16 protein-coding genes are annotated in these 18974 nt (G+C 71.1%); 10 read left to right on the forward strand and 6 right to left on the reverse strand.

Translation table 11 applies throughout. The features are described from left to right. Nucleotides 1–588: methyl-accepting chemotaxis protein (locus tag BLW78_RS15605; protein WP_244526954.1), on the forward strand; the 588-nt coding region annotated here is incomplete at its 5' end. Nucleotides 589–684: 96 nt separating this feature from the next. On the opposite strand, the gene BLW78_RS15610 is transcribed toward BLW78_RS15605, so the two are convergent. Together BLW78_RS15610 and BLW78_RS15615 are read right to left on the reverse strand one after the other, a co-directional pair. Next, complete coding sequence (locus tag BLW78_RS15610) at nucleotides 685–957, reverse strand: hypothetical protein (RefSeq protein WP_170855167.1); 273 nt, start codon at nucleotides 955–957, stop codon at nucleotides 685–687. 85 nt (nucleotides 958–1042) lie between these two features. Next, nucleotides 1043–1960, reverse strand: coding sequence for an SGNH/GDSL hydrolase family protein (locus BLW78_RS15615; protein ID WP_091680661.1), 918 nt, complete (start codon nucleotides 1958–1960; stop codon nucleotides 1043–1045). Between the two features lie 465 nt (nucleotides 1961–2425). Between BLW78_RS15615 and BLW78_RS15620 the strand changes: the two genes are divergently transcribed. From BLW78_RS15620 to BLW78_RS15635, 4 genes are all read left to right on the forward strand, one after another. Beyond that, nucleotides 2426–3532, forward strand: coding sequence for a lipase family protein (locus tag BLW78_RS15620; RefSeq protein WP_244526955.1), 1107 nt, complete (start codon nucleotides 2426–2428; stop codon nucleotides 3530–3532). Between the two features lie 152 nt (nucleotides 3533–3684). Then, the gene (locus BLW78_RS15625) at nucleotides 3685–5112 is read left to right on the forward strand and encodes a hypothetical protein (protein ID WP_091680663.1); all 1428 of its coding nucleotides are present in this window, start codon (nucleotides 3685–3687) and stop codon (nucleotides 5110–5112) included. A gap of 274 nt (nucleotides 5113–5386) precedes the next feature. Next, the gene (locus BLW78_RS15630; protein WP_042672956.1) at nucleotides 5387–6604 is read left to right on the forward strand and encodes a flagellin N-terminal helical domain-containing protein; all 1218 of its coding nucleotides are present in this window, start codon (nucleotides 5387–5389) and stop codon (nucleotides 6602–6604) included. A 328-nt stretch (nucleotides 6605–6932) separates the two neighbouring features. After that, nucleotides 6933–9374, forward strand: a complete 2442-nt coding sequence (locus BLW78_RS15635) for a PAS domain S-box protein (protein ID WP_091680664.1) — start codon at nucleotides 6933–6935, stop codon at nucleotides 9372–9374. A 339-nt stretch (nucleotides 9375–9713) separates the two neighbouring features. On the opposite strand, the gene BLW78_RS15640 is transcribed toward BLW78_RS15635, so the two are convergent. The 4 genes from BLW78_RS15640 to BLW78_RS15655 all read right to left on the reverse strand — a co-directional run bounded on the left by BLW78_RS15640 (nucleotide 9714) and on the right by BLW78_RS15655 (nucleotide 12132). Beyond that, nucleotides 9714–10160, reverse strand: a complete 447-nt coding sequence (locus tag BLW78_RS15640) for a lysozyme inhibitor LprI family protein (protein WP_091680666.1) — start codon at nucleotides 10158–10160, stop codon at nucleotides 9714–9716. A 101-nt stretch (nucleotides 10161–10261) separates the two neighbouring features. Beyond that, nucleotides 10262–10582 carry a YbjQ family protein gene (locus BLW78_RS15645; protein WP_020094546.1) on the reverse strand — a complete coding sequence of 107 codons (321 nt, stop codon included), beginning with the start codon at nucleotides 10580–10582 and terminating at the stop codon, nucleotides 10262–10264. A 42-nt stretch (nucleotides 10583–10624) separates the two neighbouring features. Beyond that, on the reverse strand, nucleotides 10625–11029 hold the full coding sequence (locus BLW78_RS15650) for a lysozyme inhibitor LprI family protein (RefSeq protein ID WP_244526956.1): 405 nt from the start codon (nucleotides 11027–11029) through the stop codon (nucleotides 10625–10627). Nucleotides 11030–11079: 50 nt separating this feature from the next. Beyond that, complete coding sequence (locus BLW78_RS15655; RefSeq protein WP_091680670.1) at nucleotides 11080–12132, reverse strand: hypothetical protein; 1053 nt, start codon at nucleotides 12130–12132, stop codon at nucleotides 11080–11082. Between the two features lie 767 nt (nucleotides 12133–12899). On the opposite strand from BLW78_RS15655, the gene BLW78_RS15660 reads away from it, so the two are divergent. From BLW78_RS15660 to BLW78_RS15680, 5 genes are all read left to right on the forward strand, one after another. Next, nucleotides 12900–13157 carry a hypothetical protein gene (locus tag BLW78_RS15660; RefSeq protein ID WP_020094549.1) on the forward strand — a complete coding sequence of 86 codons (258 nt, stop codon included), beginning with the start codon at nucleotides 12900–12902 and terminating at the stop codon, nucleotides 13155–13157. A 279-nt stretch (nucleotides 13158–13436) separates the two neighbouring features. Continuing rightward, nucleotides 13437–15530 (forward strand): caspase family protein, encoded by a 2094-nt coding sequence (locus BLW78_RS15665; RefSeq protein ID WP_091680672.1) that lies wholly within the window; start codon nucleotides 13437–13439, stop codon nucleotides 15528–15530. Next, on the forward strand, nucleotides 15527–16861 hold the full coding sequence (locus tag BLW78_RS15670; RefSeq protein ID WP_091680674.1) for a hypothetical protein: 1335 nt from the start codon (nucleotides 15527–15529) through the stop codon (nucleotides 16859–16861). Before BLW78_RS15665 ends, BLW78_RS15670 begins: the two co-directional genes overlap by 4 nt. 161 nt (nucleotides 16862–17022) lie before the next feature. Beyond that, nucleotides 17023–18414 carry a hypothetical protein gene (locus BLW78_RS15675; RefSeq protein ID WP_091680675.1) on the forward strand — a complete coding sequence of 464 codons (1392 nt, stop codon included), beginning with the start codon at nucleotides 17023–17025 and terminating at the stop codon, nucleotides 18412–18414. Beyond that, nucleotides 18411–18923, forward strand: coding sequence for a hypothetical protein (locus BLW78_RS15680; protein WP_091680677.1), 513 nt, complete (start codon nucleotides 18411–18413; stop codon nucleotides 18921–18923). The genes BLW78_RS15675 and BLW78_RS15680 overlap by 4 nt, the downstream gene beginning before the upstream one ends. Nucleotides 18924–18974 lie beyond the last annotated feature (51 nt).

The following is an 18974-nucleotide window of genomic DNA, read 5'->3' on the forward strand; positions in this document are numbered from 1 at the left end:
ATGGACGCGATCCGCGAGCAGGCGGAGGCGGTGGCGGGCAACATCGTCAGCCTGTCGGAGAAGACCCAGACGATCGGCGACATCATCGAGACGGTCAACGACATCTCGGAGCGCACGCACCTGCTGGCACTGAACGCCGCCATCGAGGCGGCCGCGGCCGGCGAGAGCGGGCGCAGCTTCTCGGTGGTGGCCTCGGAGATGAAGCTCCTGGCCGACCAGGCCAAGGCAGCCACGGGGCAGGTGCGGGGGATCCTGGGCGAGATCCAGCGGGGCATCAACACGTCGGTGATGCTGACCGAGGAGGCGGTCAAGCGCGCGGCGGCGGGCAAGACGCGCTCGGACACGACGCAGCGCACGATCGAGGAGATCACCGCGCGGGTGGAGGAGAACGTGCAGACGTTCCAGCAGATCGTGGCCTCGACCAACCAGCAGCAGCTGGGCATCGAGCAGGTGATGGGGGCGCTGCAGAACATCCGCCAGGCCAGCCAGCAGACCGCGGCCGGCACGCGGCAGGTCGAGGCCGCCTCCGCCAACCTCACCGAGCTCGCCCAGGCCCTCATGGCCCTGGCCGAACGATACCGGAACTGATCCGCCGCTCCGACCGTCCTCCTACGGCTACGGCCCGATCGTTCGGACCGCGCTCTCCTTGTCCGGCTGGTCCGGATCGGCGGAGGCCGGAGACTTTCAGCCGCGATGCGCCGGCCGGTGCGGCGCCTGTCGCCGGGACGCGGTCGCGGCGCGCGCGCGGGCTGCCCGGACGCGCACGATGTCGGCCATCCCGACCGGCCGCGGCGGTGCCTCGCCGGTGAACGGCATCCGGCTGTGGACATCGCCGTAATAGTCCGACCCGCCCATCCCGAAGCCACCGGCGACGACGGGTCCCTCGAGGAGCGGCTCTCCGGCCGACGCTCCGGTGGCGATGAGGACGAGGAGTGGGACGGCGAGGAGGAGGCGCATGATCACATGCGTACACCGTCCTGCGTCAGCTTCGCGGCGGCGGCGGTCACGATGGCGTGCGCGCTGCCGGCCCGCGGCGCTGCCCTCAGGTCTCCGGGTCGACGCCGCGATAGCGCGTGGGATGCGTGCGCGCCTTCTGCCAGCCGGTCCGTCCCTGCGCGAAGCCGACCTCCAGGAAGTGAACGAGCGGGTTGACGCCGGCCACGCGAACATCCGGGTTCGCGTCGAGATACCCGTCGGTGCTGAAATGCCCGCTCGGGTCACGGCCCTCGCGCCAGCCGAGATCGAGGTAGTGTCGCGCCGGACCGTGGGGATACTGGCACGTGTCGGCGTACCAACTCCTGTAATACGCCTCATCGAAGCCCGGGAGCGGGCTCTCCAGATAATGATCGAGACCGTACCGGTCGCGGATCTGGCCGGCGACGCGCGCGGCGACGGCCGCGTAATCCCGCAGATGCGTCCCTTCCACGAAGGCCTCGTCCTCGGCGAGACCGAAGCGCGCTCCGCGCAGCGCCGCGAACGGGTCGAAGAACGAGACCCCCCGGCGTGCGCAGACGGCGCGGAGGAGATCGGAATAGACCTCGACTGCGGCGGGATCGCGTTCGGCGACCTTCGAGGCAGGCGTGGGCGGCAGCGCCGAGACCAGCGTGTCGAGGGCGAAGGCCTGGAAGCGGTCGACGATGCGATCCGCGTGGTCGGAGAAATCGGCCGTCGCCGATCGCCCGAGCGCCGACGGCGAGCGGATGTCGTTGGTCCCGACGAACAGGACCGCCAGGAAGGCCGGCAGGGGCGCACGCAGCAGGTCGAGGGCCCGGCGGTAGGAGCGTGCCGTCGCGCCCGCGAGCCCGGCATTCAGCACGGGACGGGAAACGACCGGCCGCGGCATGTGAGCCGCGTGCGAGTCGCCGGCGAGCACCACGCAGCCGCTCGGCGCAGCGTCGAAGACGGCCTGGATATGGCCGATCTTGTGACGGCGGAGGGCGCCGCTGCGGAGCGCCCTCACGGCCTCTGACAAACCCATACGAATCTTGAACACCGCCCCCGCGTCCCGCACCGTAGGAGGCTCAGTTTTCCCAAGTCCAGTCCCTCCCGAGCGCGAAACGGATTTTCGGCGCCGCCGGTGTTGCCGGGCGACAGTGCCGGGAATGCCGCCCGGATCATGAATGCTGGCCGGTGGCGGAACCAGATTCGCCGGTGCGCTGTTGTGGAGCCCTCCGCGATGGTGCAATGGAGCCGCCCCTGCGGGCGCCGTCGACCGCCACGAATCCCTCTCGTGCTCTCGTCCTCGATCGATCACATGGTCCGCGGCTACTTATCGTTCACGCCCTTCAAGTTGAGAGACCTTCATCCGGCACCGGTGGCGCGGCGACATGTCTTTTTCATTCACGGATTCGACGCCCGCAGCGGCATCCGCTTCCCCGCCTTCTTCAAGCGGGAGCTTCACCGTCACGCGACCCGGTTCGGGGCGATGCCGCGCGCGGTCTCGGAGATCCGGACCGATCCGAATGGTCTGACCCGGAGCTGGACGGTCGACGCACCCGCCGACGGCGACGGTGCGGCGGTCCGCTGCGAGACCCTGATCTGGAGCGATATCGTCCATGCGGATCTCGCGCGTCCCGTGTCGCGCAAGCTGGCTCTGCTGGCGCGGAGCGTCGCGGCGGGGCTCGCACAGGGATTGGTCTTCAAAACGTCCCGGTTCGGATGGCCCTACACGGTGCTGACCGCTTTCCCGTTCTTCGTCGCCTTCGTGGCCCCGGCGCTCCTGATCGCGCTCGGCACCGCGATCTACGCTGCCGTCAGCCCGGCGGCGCCGACGGAAACGGTCGGCGTGGCGCTGCTTCTCGCGGCCGCGGCGCTCGCGCTCCTGTACGGCGCCAAGAAGGCGCTCGGGCGCCTGTTCTTCTGGCACATCCTGAGCATCCGGATCTTCTTCTGGCAGCACGCGACCGGTCGGCGACCGGATTACGCGGACCGGGTCGCGGCCTTCCGGGACCGTGTCCTGGCCGAACTGGCCCACTGGCGCGCGAACCCCGCGGACGCGCCCGACGAGGTCATGATCGTCGGCCATTCCCTCGGCGCAGCCATGGCGGTCGAGGTCGCCGCGCAGGTCCTCGCGCGTCTCGGGACCGACGATCGAGGGCATCCGCGCCTGTCGCTCGTCACGCTCGGCTCGGGGCTGCCCTTCGTGGCGCTCCAGCACGAGGCCCGCGCGCTGCGCGACGACATCGCGACCCTCGTCTTCAGCGACCGCATCGTCTGGTGCGACTACCAGGCCCCCCAGGATTGGCTCAACTGCTACGGCTTCAATCCGATCTTCGATCTCGGATTCGGACGACCCGCCTTCCTGGCCTGCAACCCGCTCGTCCGTTCCGCCGGGGTCAAGGACAGGATACCCGAGGACGACTACAAGCGCCTGCGCCTCAAGCCTTTCCACATGCACTTCCAGTTCCTGAAAGCCAATTTCAGGCCGGGGGAGTACGATTTTTTCGAGATGATCCTCGGGCGGCAATCGCTGCTCGACCGCGCCCTGCGGCCGGTCTGCCGCCGCGCGGTCCCGCCCGCGCAGGGCGCGTGATCGCGTCCGCGGGAGACGCTTCGGGACAGGATCGGAGCCGCCGGTCCGAGCCGCCGGATATCAGACGGCCACATTCCGGTCGTCAGCACGCCGCCGGAATGTCTCGGCAACTCGGAGTCAGGAGCGGACCGGTGGGAGCGATGGGATTGAGGATGCTGCCGGCTCTCGTTGCGCGGAAGGGCGCTCGCGTCGGGATGCTCCTGGCGGTGCTCGCCGTCCCGGTCGCGGGCGAGGCCGGCTGGAGGGGGCCGGAGGCGCAACCGCTGTTCGTCAACGAGGCCAATCCGGCCGGCTACAACTACGCGCCGAGCGTCATCACCGAGAACGGGACCACCGACATCTGGTGGTGCGGTCAGGGCAAGACGGACGTCATCTTCCATCGCTCCTACACGCCGCAGACCGGCTTCTCGCCGGCGCGGATCGTGTTCCAGCCGACGCCCAACTCCTGGAACCGGCAGTACGTCTGTGATCCCAGCGTGATCCGGGGCCGCTTCGTCAACCCGGCGGACGGGCAGACCTACGCCTACGCGATGTACTATTCGGGCGCCGACAACCTGCCCGGGAACAACAACCAGACCGGCCTCGCCTTCTCGAACGACAAGGTGACGTGGGTCGACTACCCGGAACCGGTCATCAAGCCGATCAACCCGGTCGTCGCGCAGGGCAATTACGGCACCGGCCAGCCGGCGACCTTCTCGGACGGTCGGTCCGGCCTGTTCGTCTTCACCACGGATCTCACCGGGCCGCAGGGGGTGCCGGGCTTCGGGGACCTCTACGTCCGGCACACGGCCGACGGCGTGCATTTCGGGGCGCCGGCGCGAGTCCCCAACGCCACGACCGACGGCTCGACCATCAACCCGAACTCGGATTTCGCCTACGATCCCAAGACCGGCGAGGTCTACGTCATCACCGGGTTGCCGGGCCGCGTGTGCCAGCAGGTGGCCTGCAAGGATCCGGGGCGCAATCCCGACCGGGAAACCTACCAGATGGGGCTGTTCAGGATGCCACTGAAGGCGGTGCTGAGCGGGGCGCCGGCGGCGTGGACACCCCTGGGCTACCTGAACTCCGACGTCACGGGCTTCTACCTGAACCACAGTCCCGGCTTCCAGCGCGACGGGGCGGGGTTCCTGACGCCGTTCCTGCCGGACATCACGGTCTTCTTCTCAGGGGGTGACCCCTATCCCGGCACGTGGCGGATCGCCGAGGCGCGGCGGCCGAGGGGCGCCGACCGCCTTCCCCTGCGGCGCGCCTTCGGGCCCGGCGGCCACTGGGTGACGACCGGCTATATCGGGCCGGGCTACACGATCGAGCGCAGCCTCGGCACCGTGTTGACGCTCCCGGCGCCGGGGACCGCGATGCTGATGAGCTGCGCGGCAGGACAGGACCACTTCCTCAGCCGCGACCCGCGATGCGAGGGCCAGACACCGCTCGGGCAGACCGGCTACGTCTACGAGGCGAAGAGGCCGGGGAGCCATCCGATCTACCGTTGCATCGCCGGAGGCCGCGATCATTTCGTGTCGACAGTCCCGGACTGTGAGGGTCACGTGTCCGAAGGGATGCTCGGCTACGCGCTGGACTGAGAATGTGTCCCGCCGCGAGGCGGCAGCCGGATCGCCTGATCCGCTCGCGCCGGACGGGATGGACCCCCGCCGCTTCAAGTCTCCGATGACCTCCTGGTCGGGACGCCCCTGATCGATGCCGTCCGGGACTGGCTTGCGCGCGCGGGCCGTAAATTTTCCGGTAACGCTACCGGCGCGGCGAAAATACTCGCGCGCTTAATCCGGACTTAACCCTAACCGGTATTCTTAGTCATCCCCGAGAATCGGGTTGCTCCGGTTGGAAAGATAGCGATCCATGTCCTCCATCACCCTGTCGGCCGCGACGCGCCAGAACCTGCTCTCGCTGCAGGACACCGCCCAGCTGATGGCGACCACCCAGAACCGGCTCGCGACCGGCAAGACCGTCAACTCCGCCCTCGACAACCCGACCAACTTCTTCACCTCCCAGGCCCTCGACGGACGCTCCTCGAGCCTGAACTCCCTCCTCGACGGCATCTCCAACGGCATCCAGTCGATCCAGGCCGCCAACCAGGGCATCACCTCGATCCAGAAGCTCGTGGACCAAGCCAAGTCGATCGCCAACCAGGCGCTCTCGACCCAGCTCTCCACCACCGGCACCGCCGCCAACGCCTACAGCGCCAGCACCGCCTCCTCGACCGTGCTCCTGACCATCAACGGCAGCTCGGTCTCGGCCACGGTCGCCGCCTCCTCGAGCGTCAACGCCACGGTGGCCGCCCTCAACGCCGCGGTCAGCTCGGCCTCGACCTCGTCGAGCGGCGCCTTCGGCGCCGGCGCGATCTTCTCGGTCGACAGCACCGGCACCAAGATCGTCCTGAACGCCCAGGCGGACGTGGAATTCCAGAACTCCGGCAGCCAGACGGCGCTCGGCTTCACCGCCTCGGCCACCACCGCCTCGACCTACGGCACTGCCGCCAGCACCGTCGTCTCCAGCGACCTGTCGATCTCGGGCGTGACGCAGCGCGCCTCGCTGGCCAACCAGTACAACAACCTGCTTAACCAGATCACGCAGCTCGCCAGCGACGCCAGCTACAACGGCGTCAACCTCATTGCCGGCAAGGGCAATGACATGAACATCAAGTTCAACGACACCGGCAGCTCGAACCTGAACGTCGCCTCGGTCGACGCGACCTCGAGCGGCCTGGGCCTGTCGTCGATCACCAACTCGAACAGCTCGACCAGCCAGAACGGCCTCGGCAACTTCCTGCTGAACGCCGACGTCAACAAGACCCTGGCGGTCCTGACCACGGCCGGCGCGGCCCTGAACTCCGCGGCGAGCACGCTGGGCTCGAACCTGTCGGTGGTTCAGAACCGCCAGGACTTCTCCAAGCAGCTGATCAACGTGCTGCAGACGGGCTCGGCCAACCTGACGAACGCCGACCTGAACCAGGAGGCCGCCAACTCGCAGGCGCTGTCGACCCGCCAGTCGATGGGCATCTCGGCCCTGTCGCTTGCCAACTCCGCCCAGCAGGGCGTCCTCCAGCTCCTGCGGTAAGCGACACGCACCGCGTCGACCGAGCGGCCGGAGTCGAACTCCGGCCGTTCGCGTTCGCTGGGTCCCGAGGCCGGATCCGGCCGGAACGCGAGAGACCGGTCCCTGCGGCACGACCGACCGCAGCCCGCCGCTGTCCCCCGGATTCCCGTGGAGGCAGCGCCGGTCATCGCGGATCGGGAACTGGCGGACCCGCCCCCTTCCGGCATCGCAGGATCCGAACGCCCGGTGGCCGACGCCGGCACTGTCGGGACCAGAGGTCACACCCCCTTCTCGCATCCGCGTGCCGGTTGCGGTTGGACGCGGCGGCGGCTCCGGATAAGACCGGGCCATGAGCATCGAAGATCTTCGGGGGGAGGTCGAGCGGCTGCGTCGGCGCGAGCGCGCGCTGGTTGAGGAGAACGCGCGCCTGCGCGCGTCACAGGCCCCGGTCACCGCCCCGACAACCACTCTGGCCGGAGTCGGCACCGCCCGCTCCGATCTTCTGTTCACCGCCGCCGACAAGACCCGGATGGCGATGATCGTCACCGATCCGAACCTGCCCGACAACCCGATCGTGTTCGCCAACCGCGCCTTCCTGGAACTCTCCGGCTACTCGGCGGGGGAGCTGATCGGGCGCAATTGCCGCTTCCTGCAGGGGCCCGCGACGGATCCGGCCGATGTCGCCCGCATCCGCGATGCCATCGCCGCGCGGCGCGACGTGGTGGTCGAGCTGCTGAACTACCGGCGCGACGGCAGCACCTTCGTCAACGAACTCTACATCAGCCCCGTCTTCGGACCGCTCGGCGAGTTGCTGTTCTTCTTCGGCAGTCAGCTCGACCTCACGCGCTTCCGGCAGCGCGAGGCGCAGGCCGTCGAGCGGACCATCGCGCCGCGGCATGCCCGGGCGGACGACGCGGTGGGCTTCTGCATCGTCGAGCTGCGCTTCGACGGGGATGGCAGGGCCGCGGATTACCGCGTCGTGGAGACCAACGCCGCCTTCGAGGATCAGTCCGGCCTCGGCGCCGCGGCGGGACGCTGGATGAGCGCGCTCGAGCCGGACCACGCCCGACGCTGGTTCGACACCCTCGGTGACGTGGCGCGATCCGGGCACAGCGCCCAGTTCAAGGGAGCCCTGTCGCGAACGGGACCCATCCTCGATGTCCGCGCGATGCGGACCGGTAGCGGGACGCAGAACCGCGTCGCGATCCTTCTCGAGGATCCGGCGGCCCGGCAGGCGGACGAGGAGCGGCGGGAGGCCCGGACGCGCGACCGGAAGATCGAGCATGACCTGGTCTGGCGGACGAGCCGCGACCTTCTCGTGGTCTGCGCCCTCGACGGAACTTGCCAGGCGGTTAACCCGGCCTGGACGGAGCTGCTCGGGTGGCCGGCCGGCAGCTTGGTCGGCATCCGCATCGATACCCTGATCCATCCGGACGACGGCGAGACCGCGGCCAGCGCGTTCGAGACGCTGCGGACCGGCCACACGCTGTCGGACCTCGACGTCCGGTTCCGGACCGCCGACGGCGCGTATCGCTGGATCGCCTGGAACGCCATCGCGCGCGGGGACCGGTTCCACGCGACAGGGCGCGACGTCACGGAGCGCCGCGCCCTCGAGGAGCAGCTGCGTCAGTCGCAAAAGATGGAGGCCGTCGGGCAGCTCACCGGCGGCGTGGCGCACGACTTCAACAACCTGCTGACCGTCATCAAGTCGTCGACCGATCTGTTGAAGCGACCGGGCCTCAGCGAGGATCGGCGGGGCCGCTACGTCGACGCCATCGCCGACACGGTCGACCGCGCCGCCAGATTGACCAGCCAGTTGCTGGCCTTCGCGCGCCGGCAGGCACTCCGACCGTCGATCTTCGACGTGGTGCAGTCGGTGGCCGCCATCGCCGACATGGTCGGCACGCTGACCGGCGCGCGCATCCACGTCGCGACCGACACGGATGCCGGCACGGACGCGGACGGCCGCAGGCTGCGCTGCCACGTCGATGCCGACCCCAGCCAGTTCGACACAGCCCTCGTCAACCTCGTGGTGAACGCCCGCGATGCCATGCAGGGCGAGGGCCGCCTCGTGATCAAGGTGCGGCGCGCGGACCGGATCCCGGCGCTGCGGGCGCATCCGGCCGTGCCCGGCGATTTCGTGGCCGTGTCGGTCTCGGATACCGGCTCGGGCATCGAAGCGGACCTCCTCGAACGCATCTTCGAGCCGTTCTTCACGACGAAGGGCGTCGGCCACGGCACCGGCCTCGGCCTCAGCCAGGTGTTCGGCTTCGCCAAGCAGTCGGGCGGTGACGTCGCGGTCGACAGCGTCGTCGGCGTCGGGACCACCTTCACGCTGTTCCTGCCGCGGTCCCAGCAGGCGGAGGTCCAGGAGGGCGTGCCGGACGAGCCGGAGCCGCTCGCCGAGGGTCACGGCACGCCCGTCCTCGTGGTGGAGGACAACGAGGAGGTCGGCGCCTTCGCCCGGCAAGCCCTCGTGGAACTCGGCTACAGGGCTGTCTGGGTGAAGGACGCGCAGGCGGCCATCGCCACGATCGAAGCGAACGGCCAGGAGATCGAGATCGTCTTCTCCGACGTGGTGATGCCGGGCATGAACGGTGTCGATCTGGCCCGGGAGATCAGGCGCCGTCGTCCCTACCTGCCCGTCGTCCTCACCTCCGGCTACAGCCACGTGCTGGCGTCGGAGGGCACCGACGGCTTCGAGCTCCTGCACAAGCCCTACTCGGTGGCCGACCTCAGCCGGGCCCTGCGCAGGGCGCTCCGGGAACGGTCGGCGCTGACCTTCGGCTGACGAGGCCGCATCCGACCGGACCGACGCGCGTTACGTCCCCGACCGCCCGAAGATTCGGACAGGACACCGCACCATGTCGTCGGATACGCCGCGTCCCGGAGACGACCCGCTGCCTCCCATCGACGATCCGCTGCCGGAGCCCGCACCGCCCGACGGGGACCCGCCGGCCGAGCCGCCGGCGCCGCGTCCTCCCGGTCCCATCGAAGCGGGGTGAGATCGGGCGCCGGACGGCCGCCCGTCCGCAGGCGGACGAGGACTGCATCGGGGCCGGAGGAGCTTCCGGCGGAACCGAAGTGTTCACCGGTTCGCGACGGGCCCCTGGCGATGCCGCGCCGCTTCTCAATGCAGCGGGTAGCGGCTCAGAAGGTCGGCCGTCCTCTGGACGGTCTTGTCGTAGAGGCAGGCGGGCAGCGCCGCGTTCGCGCCGCTCCCGTTGGCCCACTCGCTGTCGGTCAGGTCGCCGCAATCCGCGTCCCGGAAGGCGATCCAGGCACGCTGCGCCCGCTCGAGCCGCGTCTTCCAGAGTGCCCTCGCGTCGGGGTCCGGCGTGCGGTCGTCGTGATCGATCACCGACATCGCCTTCCTGTAGGCCGCGTTGAGCTTCGCGTCGGCCTCCTGCAGGGCGCGGGTCATGCACGCCGTCGTGCCCGGCGTGGAGGTCTCGGTCAGACACAGTTTCGCGGACGGCTGGTCGGCTCGGGCGGTCGTCGGCACGGCGAGGCAGGCGAGCAGCCCGGCAAGGACGGGGGCCGAGGCCTGCAGCAGGCGTGGGCGCTTGTGATTCATGGCTCTAAGATCCGGTTCGCGCGTCGCATCGACCCGGCTGCGGGGTCCTGCGCGCGGCGGGTGACGGCGAGTCGGAGCGGAATGCGGCTTGGGCCGCGACCTCAGCGTGCCTCGACGACCACGGCGGTGCCGTAGGCGACGACGCCCATCATCGACTGGTCGGTGTCCGCCGTATCGAAGCGCATCATGACGACGGCGTTGGCGCCGAGTTGCGCCGCGTTCTGCGCCATGCGGTCGATCGCCTGCGACCGCGCCTGCTCGATCAGCTGGCTGTACTCGCTGATCTCGCCGCCCATGATGCTGCGCAGTCCGGCGGTGAAATTGCCCACCGCACCGCGGCTGTGCACCACGGCGCCGAAGCATGGGCCGCGGACCTCGCGCACGTGGTAGTTCGGAATGTTCTCGGTCGTGACGATGATCATGGCAGCTCGCGCAGGCGGGTGGTCGGGAAAGACGGGAGGCAGTCAGGGCGAGCACGACAGGTCGCCGCCCGGACATTTGATCTGGGCTGCCAGGTCCTGGATCCGCTGGCGCGTCAGCGTGATCTTGCACGCGCCCAGAAGCATCGGGGCGATGCTTCCGTTGTTGTCGGGCGTCAGCGTGTTGAAGCCTGTCCGCAGGTTGCACTCGGAATCGCGGAAGGCGATCCAGGCGCGCTCGGCGGCGACCAGATTGCGTCGGCCGTTCTCGTCGAGCTTGCTGCGCAGGGTCGCGTAGCGGCGGTTCAGCTCCGCATCGGCCCGGTCGAATTCCTGGGCCGTGCAGGTGTTGGCGTCCATCTGGTTCGCGGAGGCGCCGCAATCGACCTCCGCCGCGTATCCGGCGGTCGGGACGAGGATCACGGCAGTGAGAAAGGCGTTGCGCAGCATGGCGGACTCGGTGCGGGAGAGGGCGGACGACACGGCGGCCGATGCGCAGATCACGGGTCGTCGGACGCCGACTGTGCGTCGCGGGCCCGGAAGCCGTAATAGCCGCGGTCGGCGTCGTAGAGGACGTCGAAGCCGTTCAGGACATGCAGCCCCGTGTTGACGAAAGGCTGCGGGCGCACCGTGTTGAGGACGATGCGTTCGGGAGCGAGCGGCGCGGCTCGGTCGCCGACATCGATCGCGTAGCCGGCCGCGTCGCCGAACTGGAAGCCGAGACGCGTTCCCGGGCGGAGCATGGCGTGATCGCCCGCATCGGCCCGGAGGCTGTCGGCGACCTGGGACGGCGGCAGCGTCAGGAACATGCCGGTGACACCGGTATCGAGGAGCCCCCGGCCGCAGGCGGCGGGCTCACGGCCGTCGACGGTGATGCAGACGGGAACGCCGAGCCAGTCGCCCGGCACGTGCGGGTGGGGGTCGAGCTTCACGAAGCGGTAGCGGCCGCGCGTGTTGGCGCGCGTCAAGCCGACATGCACGCCGCGTCGGGTCAGCACGTAGCCGCGGTGCACCGAACCGGGTCCCGGCGGCTCCGCGTTGAGGAGCGGATTGGTGTCCGGCGTGCTCTGCGTCTGGCTGTCGTCCTCGCGGCCGAAACCGATCCCCATCATCGCCACGTGGGCCGGCGCCACCTCGGGCGTGCAGCTGCGAGCGCGCGCGGTGCAGTCGATCCGGTCGACGGCGAGGACCCGGATGGGCTGCGTGACCACGCTCGCTCCATCGCGGCCGACGATGGAAACCAGGACGCGCACCCAGCGTCCGACCATGATCCGGCCGGAACTCGAGTAGGTCAGCCGTCCGGGCTCGCTCGGCAGGTTCTCGTTGTCGGGAATCCGAGCGGCTGAGACCACGATGCCGGTCGAACCGGTATCAACGAGCACCGGACGAGGCTCGCCGCCGAACGACAGGCCGAGGCGCGGGGACTTCGTGATGGCGTCGCCGGGTCGCGGCGCGTTGAGGAAGGGCAGGAAGATGCCGCGTCGGTCATCGCCGTAGCTCGGCCCATCGTCGGCCCGCGCCGACATCGCCGGGCCGAGCAAGGCCGCGCTCACGATCCCGACGCCGAGGAGAGCCGAGACCGATCGGGTGTGAGGGTCCCCAGGACGGACGGTCAGGCAAGCTGAGCGCGGAGGATGCTGAAACACCTGGCACATGTCGGCCCCGGGAGATGTCGTTTCCGAGTCGACACCGCGCGCGATCCGCACCGGCGTCGAGAACAGGTCTGCAGTCCGCGCACGGTTGCGCAGGCGTGGTGGACCGGATCCGGGCGGTCGGCGGCGAGAGCCTGTCCACCCTCAAGCGGCCGGGAGCACGATCCGGTCCGCCACGCGCGCAGCCGGAGCCACCACGAGAGATTTCATGAATACCTCTCAAATGAAGAGAAGCCCTTAACAGTATTCGCCGTCCATCGCATAGGCTCTCAACGATCAGCGGACGCTGTATTGACCCCTCTCCGATCCCGGGTCAACGAGTCGTGAGAAATAGTGTTACCGGTTCAGTAAGCCGGGATGGCTTGCGGCGGATGATGAGCATTCGACGCCGTCGCGTCGCGTGTTCTGGACCGAACGCAGCGCCCGCGTCGCTCTCGATCGGAGCGCGCCGACGGTCCTGAGGGTGAAGGCTGTTCGGGGTGACCCTGCCGTCGATGGCGACGGCCACCGCCGTCGTCGGGCGGTCGCCGGACGACCGACGCCATCTCGGCCGCGCCTGTCGGAAGAAATTTTTCGCGTCACACCGCGCCGGCCGCACGAAACCGCGTCTGGCCGACCCATGCCCCTGTCGAGGCGGACGATCCACCGCCCGACCAGGGAGACCCGAGATGACCAAGACCAAGATCCTCGTCCTCGCCGCCAGCCTTCTCTGCGCCGCGGGTCCCGCCCTCGCCCAAGAGGCCGCGCCGCAGCACGGGAACCAGGAGTTCCTCGGCGTCGATCTCGACAACGGCGGCGTCTACTACAACGGCCGCAACTCCGGCCGTTACTGCGTCTACCGCACGGTCGAGGTCTACAATCGCTACACCGGCTACTTCGAGGCGCGGCGCGCCCGCCGCTGCGGCCGCGGTCTCTACCTGCCGTGAGGAGCGAGACCATGCTGACCGCCCTCTCGCCGCTCCACCTCGCCGCCCTCAGCCTGATCGTCGCGTATCTCGGCTGGGGCTGAGATGCCCGCTCCCCGCACCGGCACCTGTGCCCCCGATGTCATCCGCATCGTCGCGGAGCCCGCCTCGACCGGCCGCGCTCACACCGTGAGATTGTTTCCCGATCCTCCAGCGGATAACCCTGTCGCGCGTGCCGACCGGGCGCGCCCCGCTCCGAGGACGATGAAACCGGGCCGCGACCCGGACAGGAGAACGCGCTTGCCGAGAGCCAACCCGGTATCCGCGCTGCGGCGGGCCGCCCGCACCGCGCTCATCCTACTCGGGATGACCTGCCTCGCCCCGCTCGCGCCGGCCAGGGCTGCCCCGGATCCGGCAGCCTTCGCCGACAATGCCGATGCCGTGGCGGTGGTGATCGGGAACCGCAGCTACAAGCAGACCGTGCCTGTCGACTACGCGCACAACGATGCCGAGGCGATCCGCGCCTACCTGATCGAGCGCCTGGGCTACCGCGAGAGCAACGTCTTCCTCCTGAAGGACGCGACCCTCAACGAGTTCAACCAGGTCTTCGGCACCGAGCGGAACCCGCAATCCGGCCGCCTCTGGCGCAGCGTGCGCGAGGGCCGCTCGAACGTCTTCGTGTACTATTCCGGCCACGGCGTCCCGGATCTCGCCACCAAGCAGCCGTTCCTGCTGCCCGAGGACGGCAACCCGAACCAGGGCGAGAGCGGGTACACGCTGGAGACCCTGTACCGCAACCTCGAGCTCGTGAAGCGCAAGATCGGCGCCGACCACCAGCTCGTCGTGATGGTCGATGCCTGCTTCACCGGCGAGACCGGCCGCAAGGGCGAGAGCCTGCTGGCGGTGTCCGCACCCGGCTTCGCGCCCGCCCGGCCGAAGACGGAGGGCGGCATCGTCCGGCTGGTGGCGACATCGGGCGCGACACCGGCCAACTGGGACGAGGTGAACAAGCTCGGCCTGCTGACCAGCCGGTTCCTGATGGGCGTGTCGGGCCTCGCCGACGCGCGGGACCATCAGGGTGACGGCGACGGGCTCGTGCAGTGGACGGAGCTGAAGCGCTACCTCCGCCGCGAGGTGGAGGACGCGGCCCGCCGCGCGTCGGGCCGCGAGCAGGTACCCGAGATCGACGAGGCCCCGATCGTCCTCAAGGCCTCCCTGCCGGTGGCGGCCGTCGCGAAGGGGGTCGAGGCCATCCGGGACGAGGCGGCCTGGCGGCGGGCCGAAGCGCTCGGCACCCGGGAGGGCTTCGAGGCCTATATCGGCGCCTGCGGCGAGACCTGCCTGTACCGGCCTCAGGCCATGGACAGGCTCCTGGCCGGGCGGCGCCGGGACGCGGCGGCGATCGACCAGGAGAACTGGGCCAAGTTCGGGACCCAGCGGCAATATCAGGCCTATCTCGATTCCTGTGGCGAGGTCTGCGCCTATCGCAGCCTCGCCGAGGGCTATCTCGGCGGCAAGAACCCGAGCGCCGATCCGCGCGTCAAGCGCTGCGACGAGCTCGCCGCCGGCACGGACGATCCCGACCGTCCGAGCGGGGTCGCGGGCGTGAAGCTCGGCCGGATCGAGCCCGCCGCCGCCATCGACGCCTGCCGCGGGGCCGCGGCCGCCTATCCGGACCTGCGCCGGCTCTCCTACCAGCTCGGCCGCGCCTACGACCGGACCGACCGCTACAAGGAGGCCTTCGCCGCCTACGACCGCGCCGCCAAAGCCGGGAGCATCTCGGCGCTGAACAACCTCGCCGCCCTCTACGAGAACGGCCAGGGCGTGAAGCGCCAGCAGGCCGAGGCGTTCCGCCTCTACCGGCAGGCGGGCGAGGGCGGGAACGTCGTGGCGCTGGCGAACGCCGCCCGGATGCTGGAGTACGGCAACGGCATCCCGAAGGACGAGGCGCAGGCGGTCGCCCTGTATCGCCGCGCCGTGGCCGGGGGCGACGTCGCGTCGATCAGCAAGCTCGTGCCGCACTACGCGACGGGCGCCTACGGCTTCCCGAAGGACCTGCGCCAGGGCTTCGACCTCTTCCGGCAAGCGGCGGACCGGGGCGACCCGGTGGCCATGGCCACGATGGCGACGCTGATCGACAACGGCTTCGGGCGGTATTTCCCCGGCGTGCGCTCGGCCGACATGGTCCTGCGCGCGCTGAAGCACGGGGAACTCGGCGCCGCCTCCGTCTCGGCGACCGACACCGCCGCCCAGAAGCTCAAGCCCGAGACGATCCGCTCGGTGCAGCGCGCGATCAAGGACGCGGATTACTACATCGGTGCCTTGGACGGGCGGTTCAATCCGGTCTTCGTCCGCGCCCTCGATCAGTACGCCCGGGCGAACGAGACCGAATGAGGCGCCTCCTCCTCGCCGCGCTGCTGCTCGCCCCGGCGACGGCGCGCGCCGACCCCGCGACGCAGGCGCTGGCACCGTTCCTCGACGCGGTGGCGGCCTGCGCCGGCCGGCCGGACCTGACGCTCGCGGTCGTCGGCGTCGAGCCCGGCCAGACGGCCCTGTCGCGCGAGCAGTCCGAGGAGGTGCGCCTCGCCGTCGAGACGCGGCTCCAGGCGACCGGCCGGGTCAGGCTGGCGGCGGCGGCCGACGTCGTGCGGATCAAGGCCCTGCGCGAGGGCACGACGGGCCTCTCGGGCGCGGAGGCCGAGGCGCAGATCCGGTCCGCCTTCGCGGGGGACGCGGCCGTGTTCCTGGTCGAGCCCCGCCGGGCCGGCGAGACCGCCTCCCTCCGGCTCCAGGCCGTGACGCAGAGCGCCGCCTGCAAGGCGACGAGCGACCCTCTGGTCGTACCGATCCATGTCGGCGCCGGCGTCGCCGACGTCGACGCGGTCATGGACGGTGCGGTGAAGGCGTTCGCGCAGGCCGCACCGAATGCCGGCGCCGTCGAGGTCTGCCCGTTCGTGGCGGAAGGCGGCCATTCCACCTGCGCCGGCGCCCTCACGGACCGCCTCGTCATCGCCCTCGACGCGGAGGCCCGCTCGGCCAATCGGGTGCTCCGCGGCGCGCGCCTCGACGTGCGCCGCCGGCCGCCCGGCAGCGCCTGCGCCGGCACCGTCACCGCGCGCGGCCGCTTCCGCACGGACCACGACCGGCAATCCTGGATGGAGGTCGAGTTCCAGCGCGACGGCGCTGTCCTGGCCCCGACGGGGCGACGCCGGATCGCGACGGAGGGGCTCGGCTGCGATCCCGTCCCGCGGCCGTTCCTGGACCACCTCGCCGCCACCGCGCGCACGGATGCCGGCCGCCTCTCGGTGGCGGCCGCCGCCACGCCGTTCGCGGCCGGTCAGCGCCTGGAGATGCGCATCGAGTCCCGCGTCGCGCAGAACCTGTACTGCTGGGTGGTCGCGGCCGACGAGACCGCCTTCGTCGCCCTGCCGGTGCGCGACAACCCGGCCTCGCAGCTGGCCCTCAAGCCGGGAGACTCGCGGCGCTATCCACGGGGCTACGGCCTCGACGAGATCGTCGCGGGGGAGCCCTTCGAGAACCTGTTCGCCTGCTTCGGTGTGCCGGGCGGCCTGCCGCCGGAGCTCGCCGCGCGGTGGCTGGCGGCGGCGCCGGGCGCCGACGGCGAGGCGCGTCTCCTGCAGCCCCCGGACGTGCTGGACCTCCTCGACCGGATCCGGGCGACGCCCGGGGTCACGGAGGCCGCCGCGCGCGTCGTGGTGCGCTGAGCCGGAGCGCGACGGGATCAGAACCGCGTCTGGACCGCCCAGAGCAGACGGGTGGCGCCCGGATGGCCGCCGGAGGTCGACGGATGGCCGGTCGCGAGGTAACCATAAGGCGAATCGAACGATCACAAGGGGTTGCGTGGCAGCCCGCGACCGGGAGGCGCATGACGGGCGGATACGATGAGCGCTGCGCGGCCGACCTCGCCAATATCGGCGACGGCCGCGATCTCTCCCGCGCCGACCGTGCCTGGCTCGCCCGCGTGGTCACGGGTGCCGTGCGCCCGAACCGCGACAAGCCCCTGTGGGACCTCGCCCACGCCCTCGCCGCGCTGGCCGAGGCGGCCGGGGCCCGCGACGGGCGCGATCTCATCACCCTCGCCCTGGACCCCGGCCTCGCGCGACCGGCCGCCCTCTCGGCGCGCTTCGGCGGCGGCCCGGCCGTCGACGACCGCGGCCCCGTGCTCGGCACCGCCTGGTCCACCGGCTGGGCCGGGCTCGCCCGGCTCCTCGCGCTGGCCGAGTTCGTGCTCACCGCGGAGGACCTGGTCCAGTTCGCGACCGTCGCGGGCTGGCTCGACGAACTCGCCGCCGCGCCCGACGCGGAAAGCGCGGCGATCCTGGCCAAGCGGCTGGCCCGGCATCTCGCCGCCTACCGGAACGCCCATCTGCCGCTGGCGCCGCTGGAGCGGCGCTTCCGGGCGCTCCTGACCTTCCTGGGCGGCCGCCGGTCCGTCGCGGACGACGACATCCTCGATTTCTGGCGCGCCGAGATGGCGACGGGCGAGCGGCCGGGCTTCCGCATCGTCGCGGAGCATTTCGTGACCTTCGAGGCGGCCGGCCGCCTCCTCGAAGGCCTCGACGCCCTCTCGGCCCCCGCCGCCCTCGACGCCCACGCGGGCTGGGAGGAGCGGCTGGACGCGGCCCTGGGCGATCTCGCGGCCGCCGAACCCGCCGCGGCGCTGGCGACCCTGCTGGCGGACTGGCCGGAGGGCCCGAAGATCCTCACCGGCGCCGAGCGCGATGACCTGGCCGACTTCCTGCGCCTCGAGCCCTACCACCGGACCCGCCCGCTGACGACGCTCCGGGCCGTGAGCTTCGGCCGGGTCCAGTCGGGCATCGCCAACCGCCTGCGCCGCGGCGGCGGCGGCGCCGCCATCGCCGAGCGGGCGACCTGCCTGGAGGCCGAGAGCTACGCCGAACTCCGGACGCGCGCGGGACTGCTCGCGGCCCATCTCGGCCGGATGCTGCGCATCGCGGCGGCCCTCCGGATCGCCGATCGCGACGCGCTGCCCGAGGCGGTGCGGGGTGCGCTGGAGGCCGCCGAGGCCGACCTGCGCCGCGTCCGCCGCGCCGGATTCGACGATCGGGAGGGGCTCTCGGCCGGGTTCGCGGCCGCCGAACCGGCGCTGCTGCGCCTCGCCGAGGCGGCGGCCGACCTGGAGCGGTCGCTCGAAGGCCTCGCCCGGCACCGGCCGCTGGACGCGCTGTTCCCGGCGGATCGGGACATCTTCGCGGTCGCGTTCGCGGCGGCCTATGCCGGGGAGGCTGCGGCGTGAGCGACGCGGCACGGCTCCTCGCCGAGATCCACGCGGCCCGCGCCCTCGTGCGCGATGCGGCGACGACCGCCCGGCCGGACCACGCGGGGCTCTGGGCCCACGCGACCCGGGCGCCCGACGGTCCGGTCGACCTCGCGACGGTGCGGGCGATCCGCGGCGACGCCGCGACGGCCCGGCGCTACCGGACGATGCTCGGCGCCCTGGCGCTCGCCCACGCGCCGCTCGCTGCGGCCGCCTCGGACGGCGCGATTCTCCGGCGCCGGGTCGGCGCCTACGCGCTGGAGATCCTCGAGGCCGCGGACGGCGCGCCTCCGCTCCTCGTCCTGCGCGGCGAGTCGGGGCAGATGCCGCGGGTGATCGAGGCGTGGCTCGGCGACGAGACGGTCCGGCTCGACCTCGGTCCGGCGATCGAAGGCGCGGCGGTGCTCGCCCTCGACCCGGCCGTGCCGGACGCGGCCCTCATGGGCCGGATGCTCCGCGACCCGGCCTGCGCGGTGTTCCTGCTTTGACGAGCCGTCGGACCAGCCGGCAGGCCGGTCTCGGCCCGTCCGGGAGACCGG

Origin of the sequence: Methylobacterium sp. 275MFSha3.1 (assembly GCF_900108435.1) — a bacterium.
Lineage (GTDB): Bacteria > Pseudomonadota > Alphaproteobacteria > Rhizobiales > Beijerinckiaceae > Methylobacterium.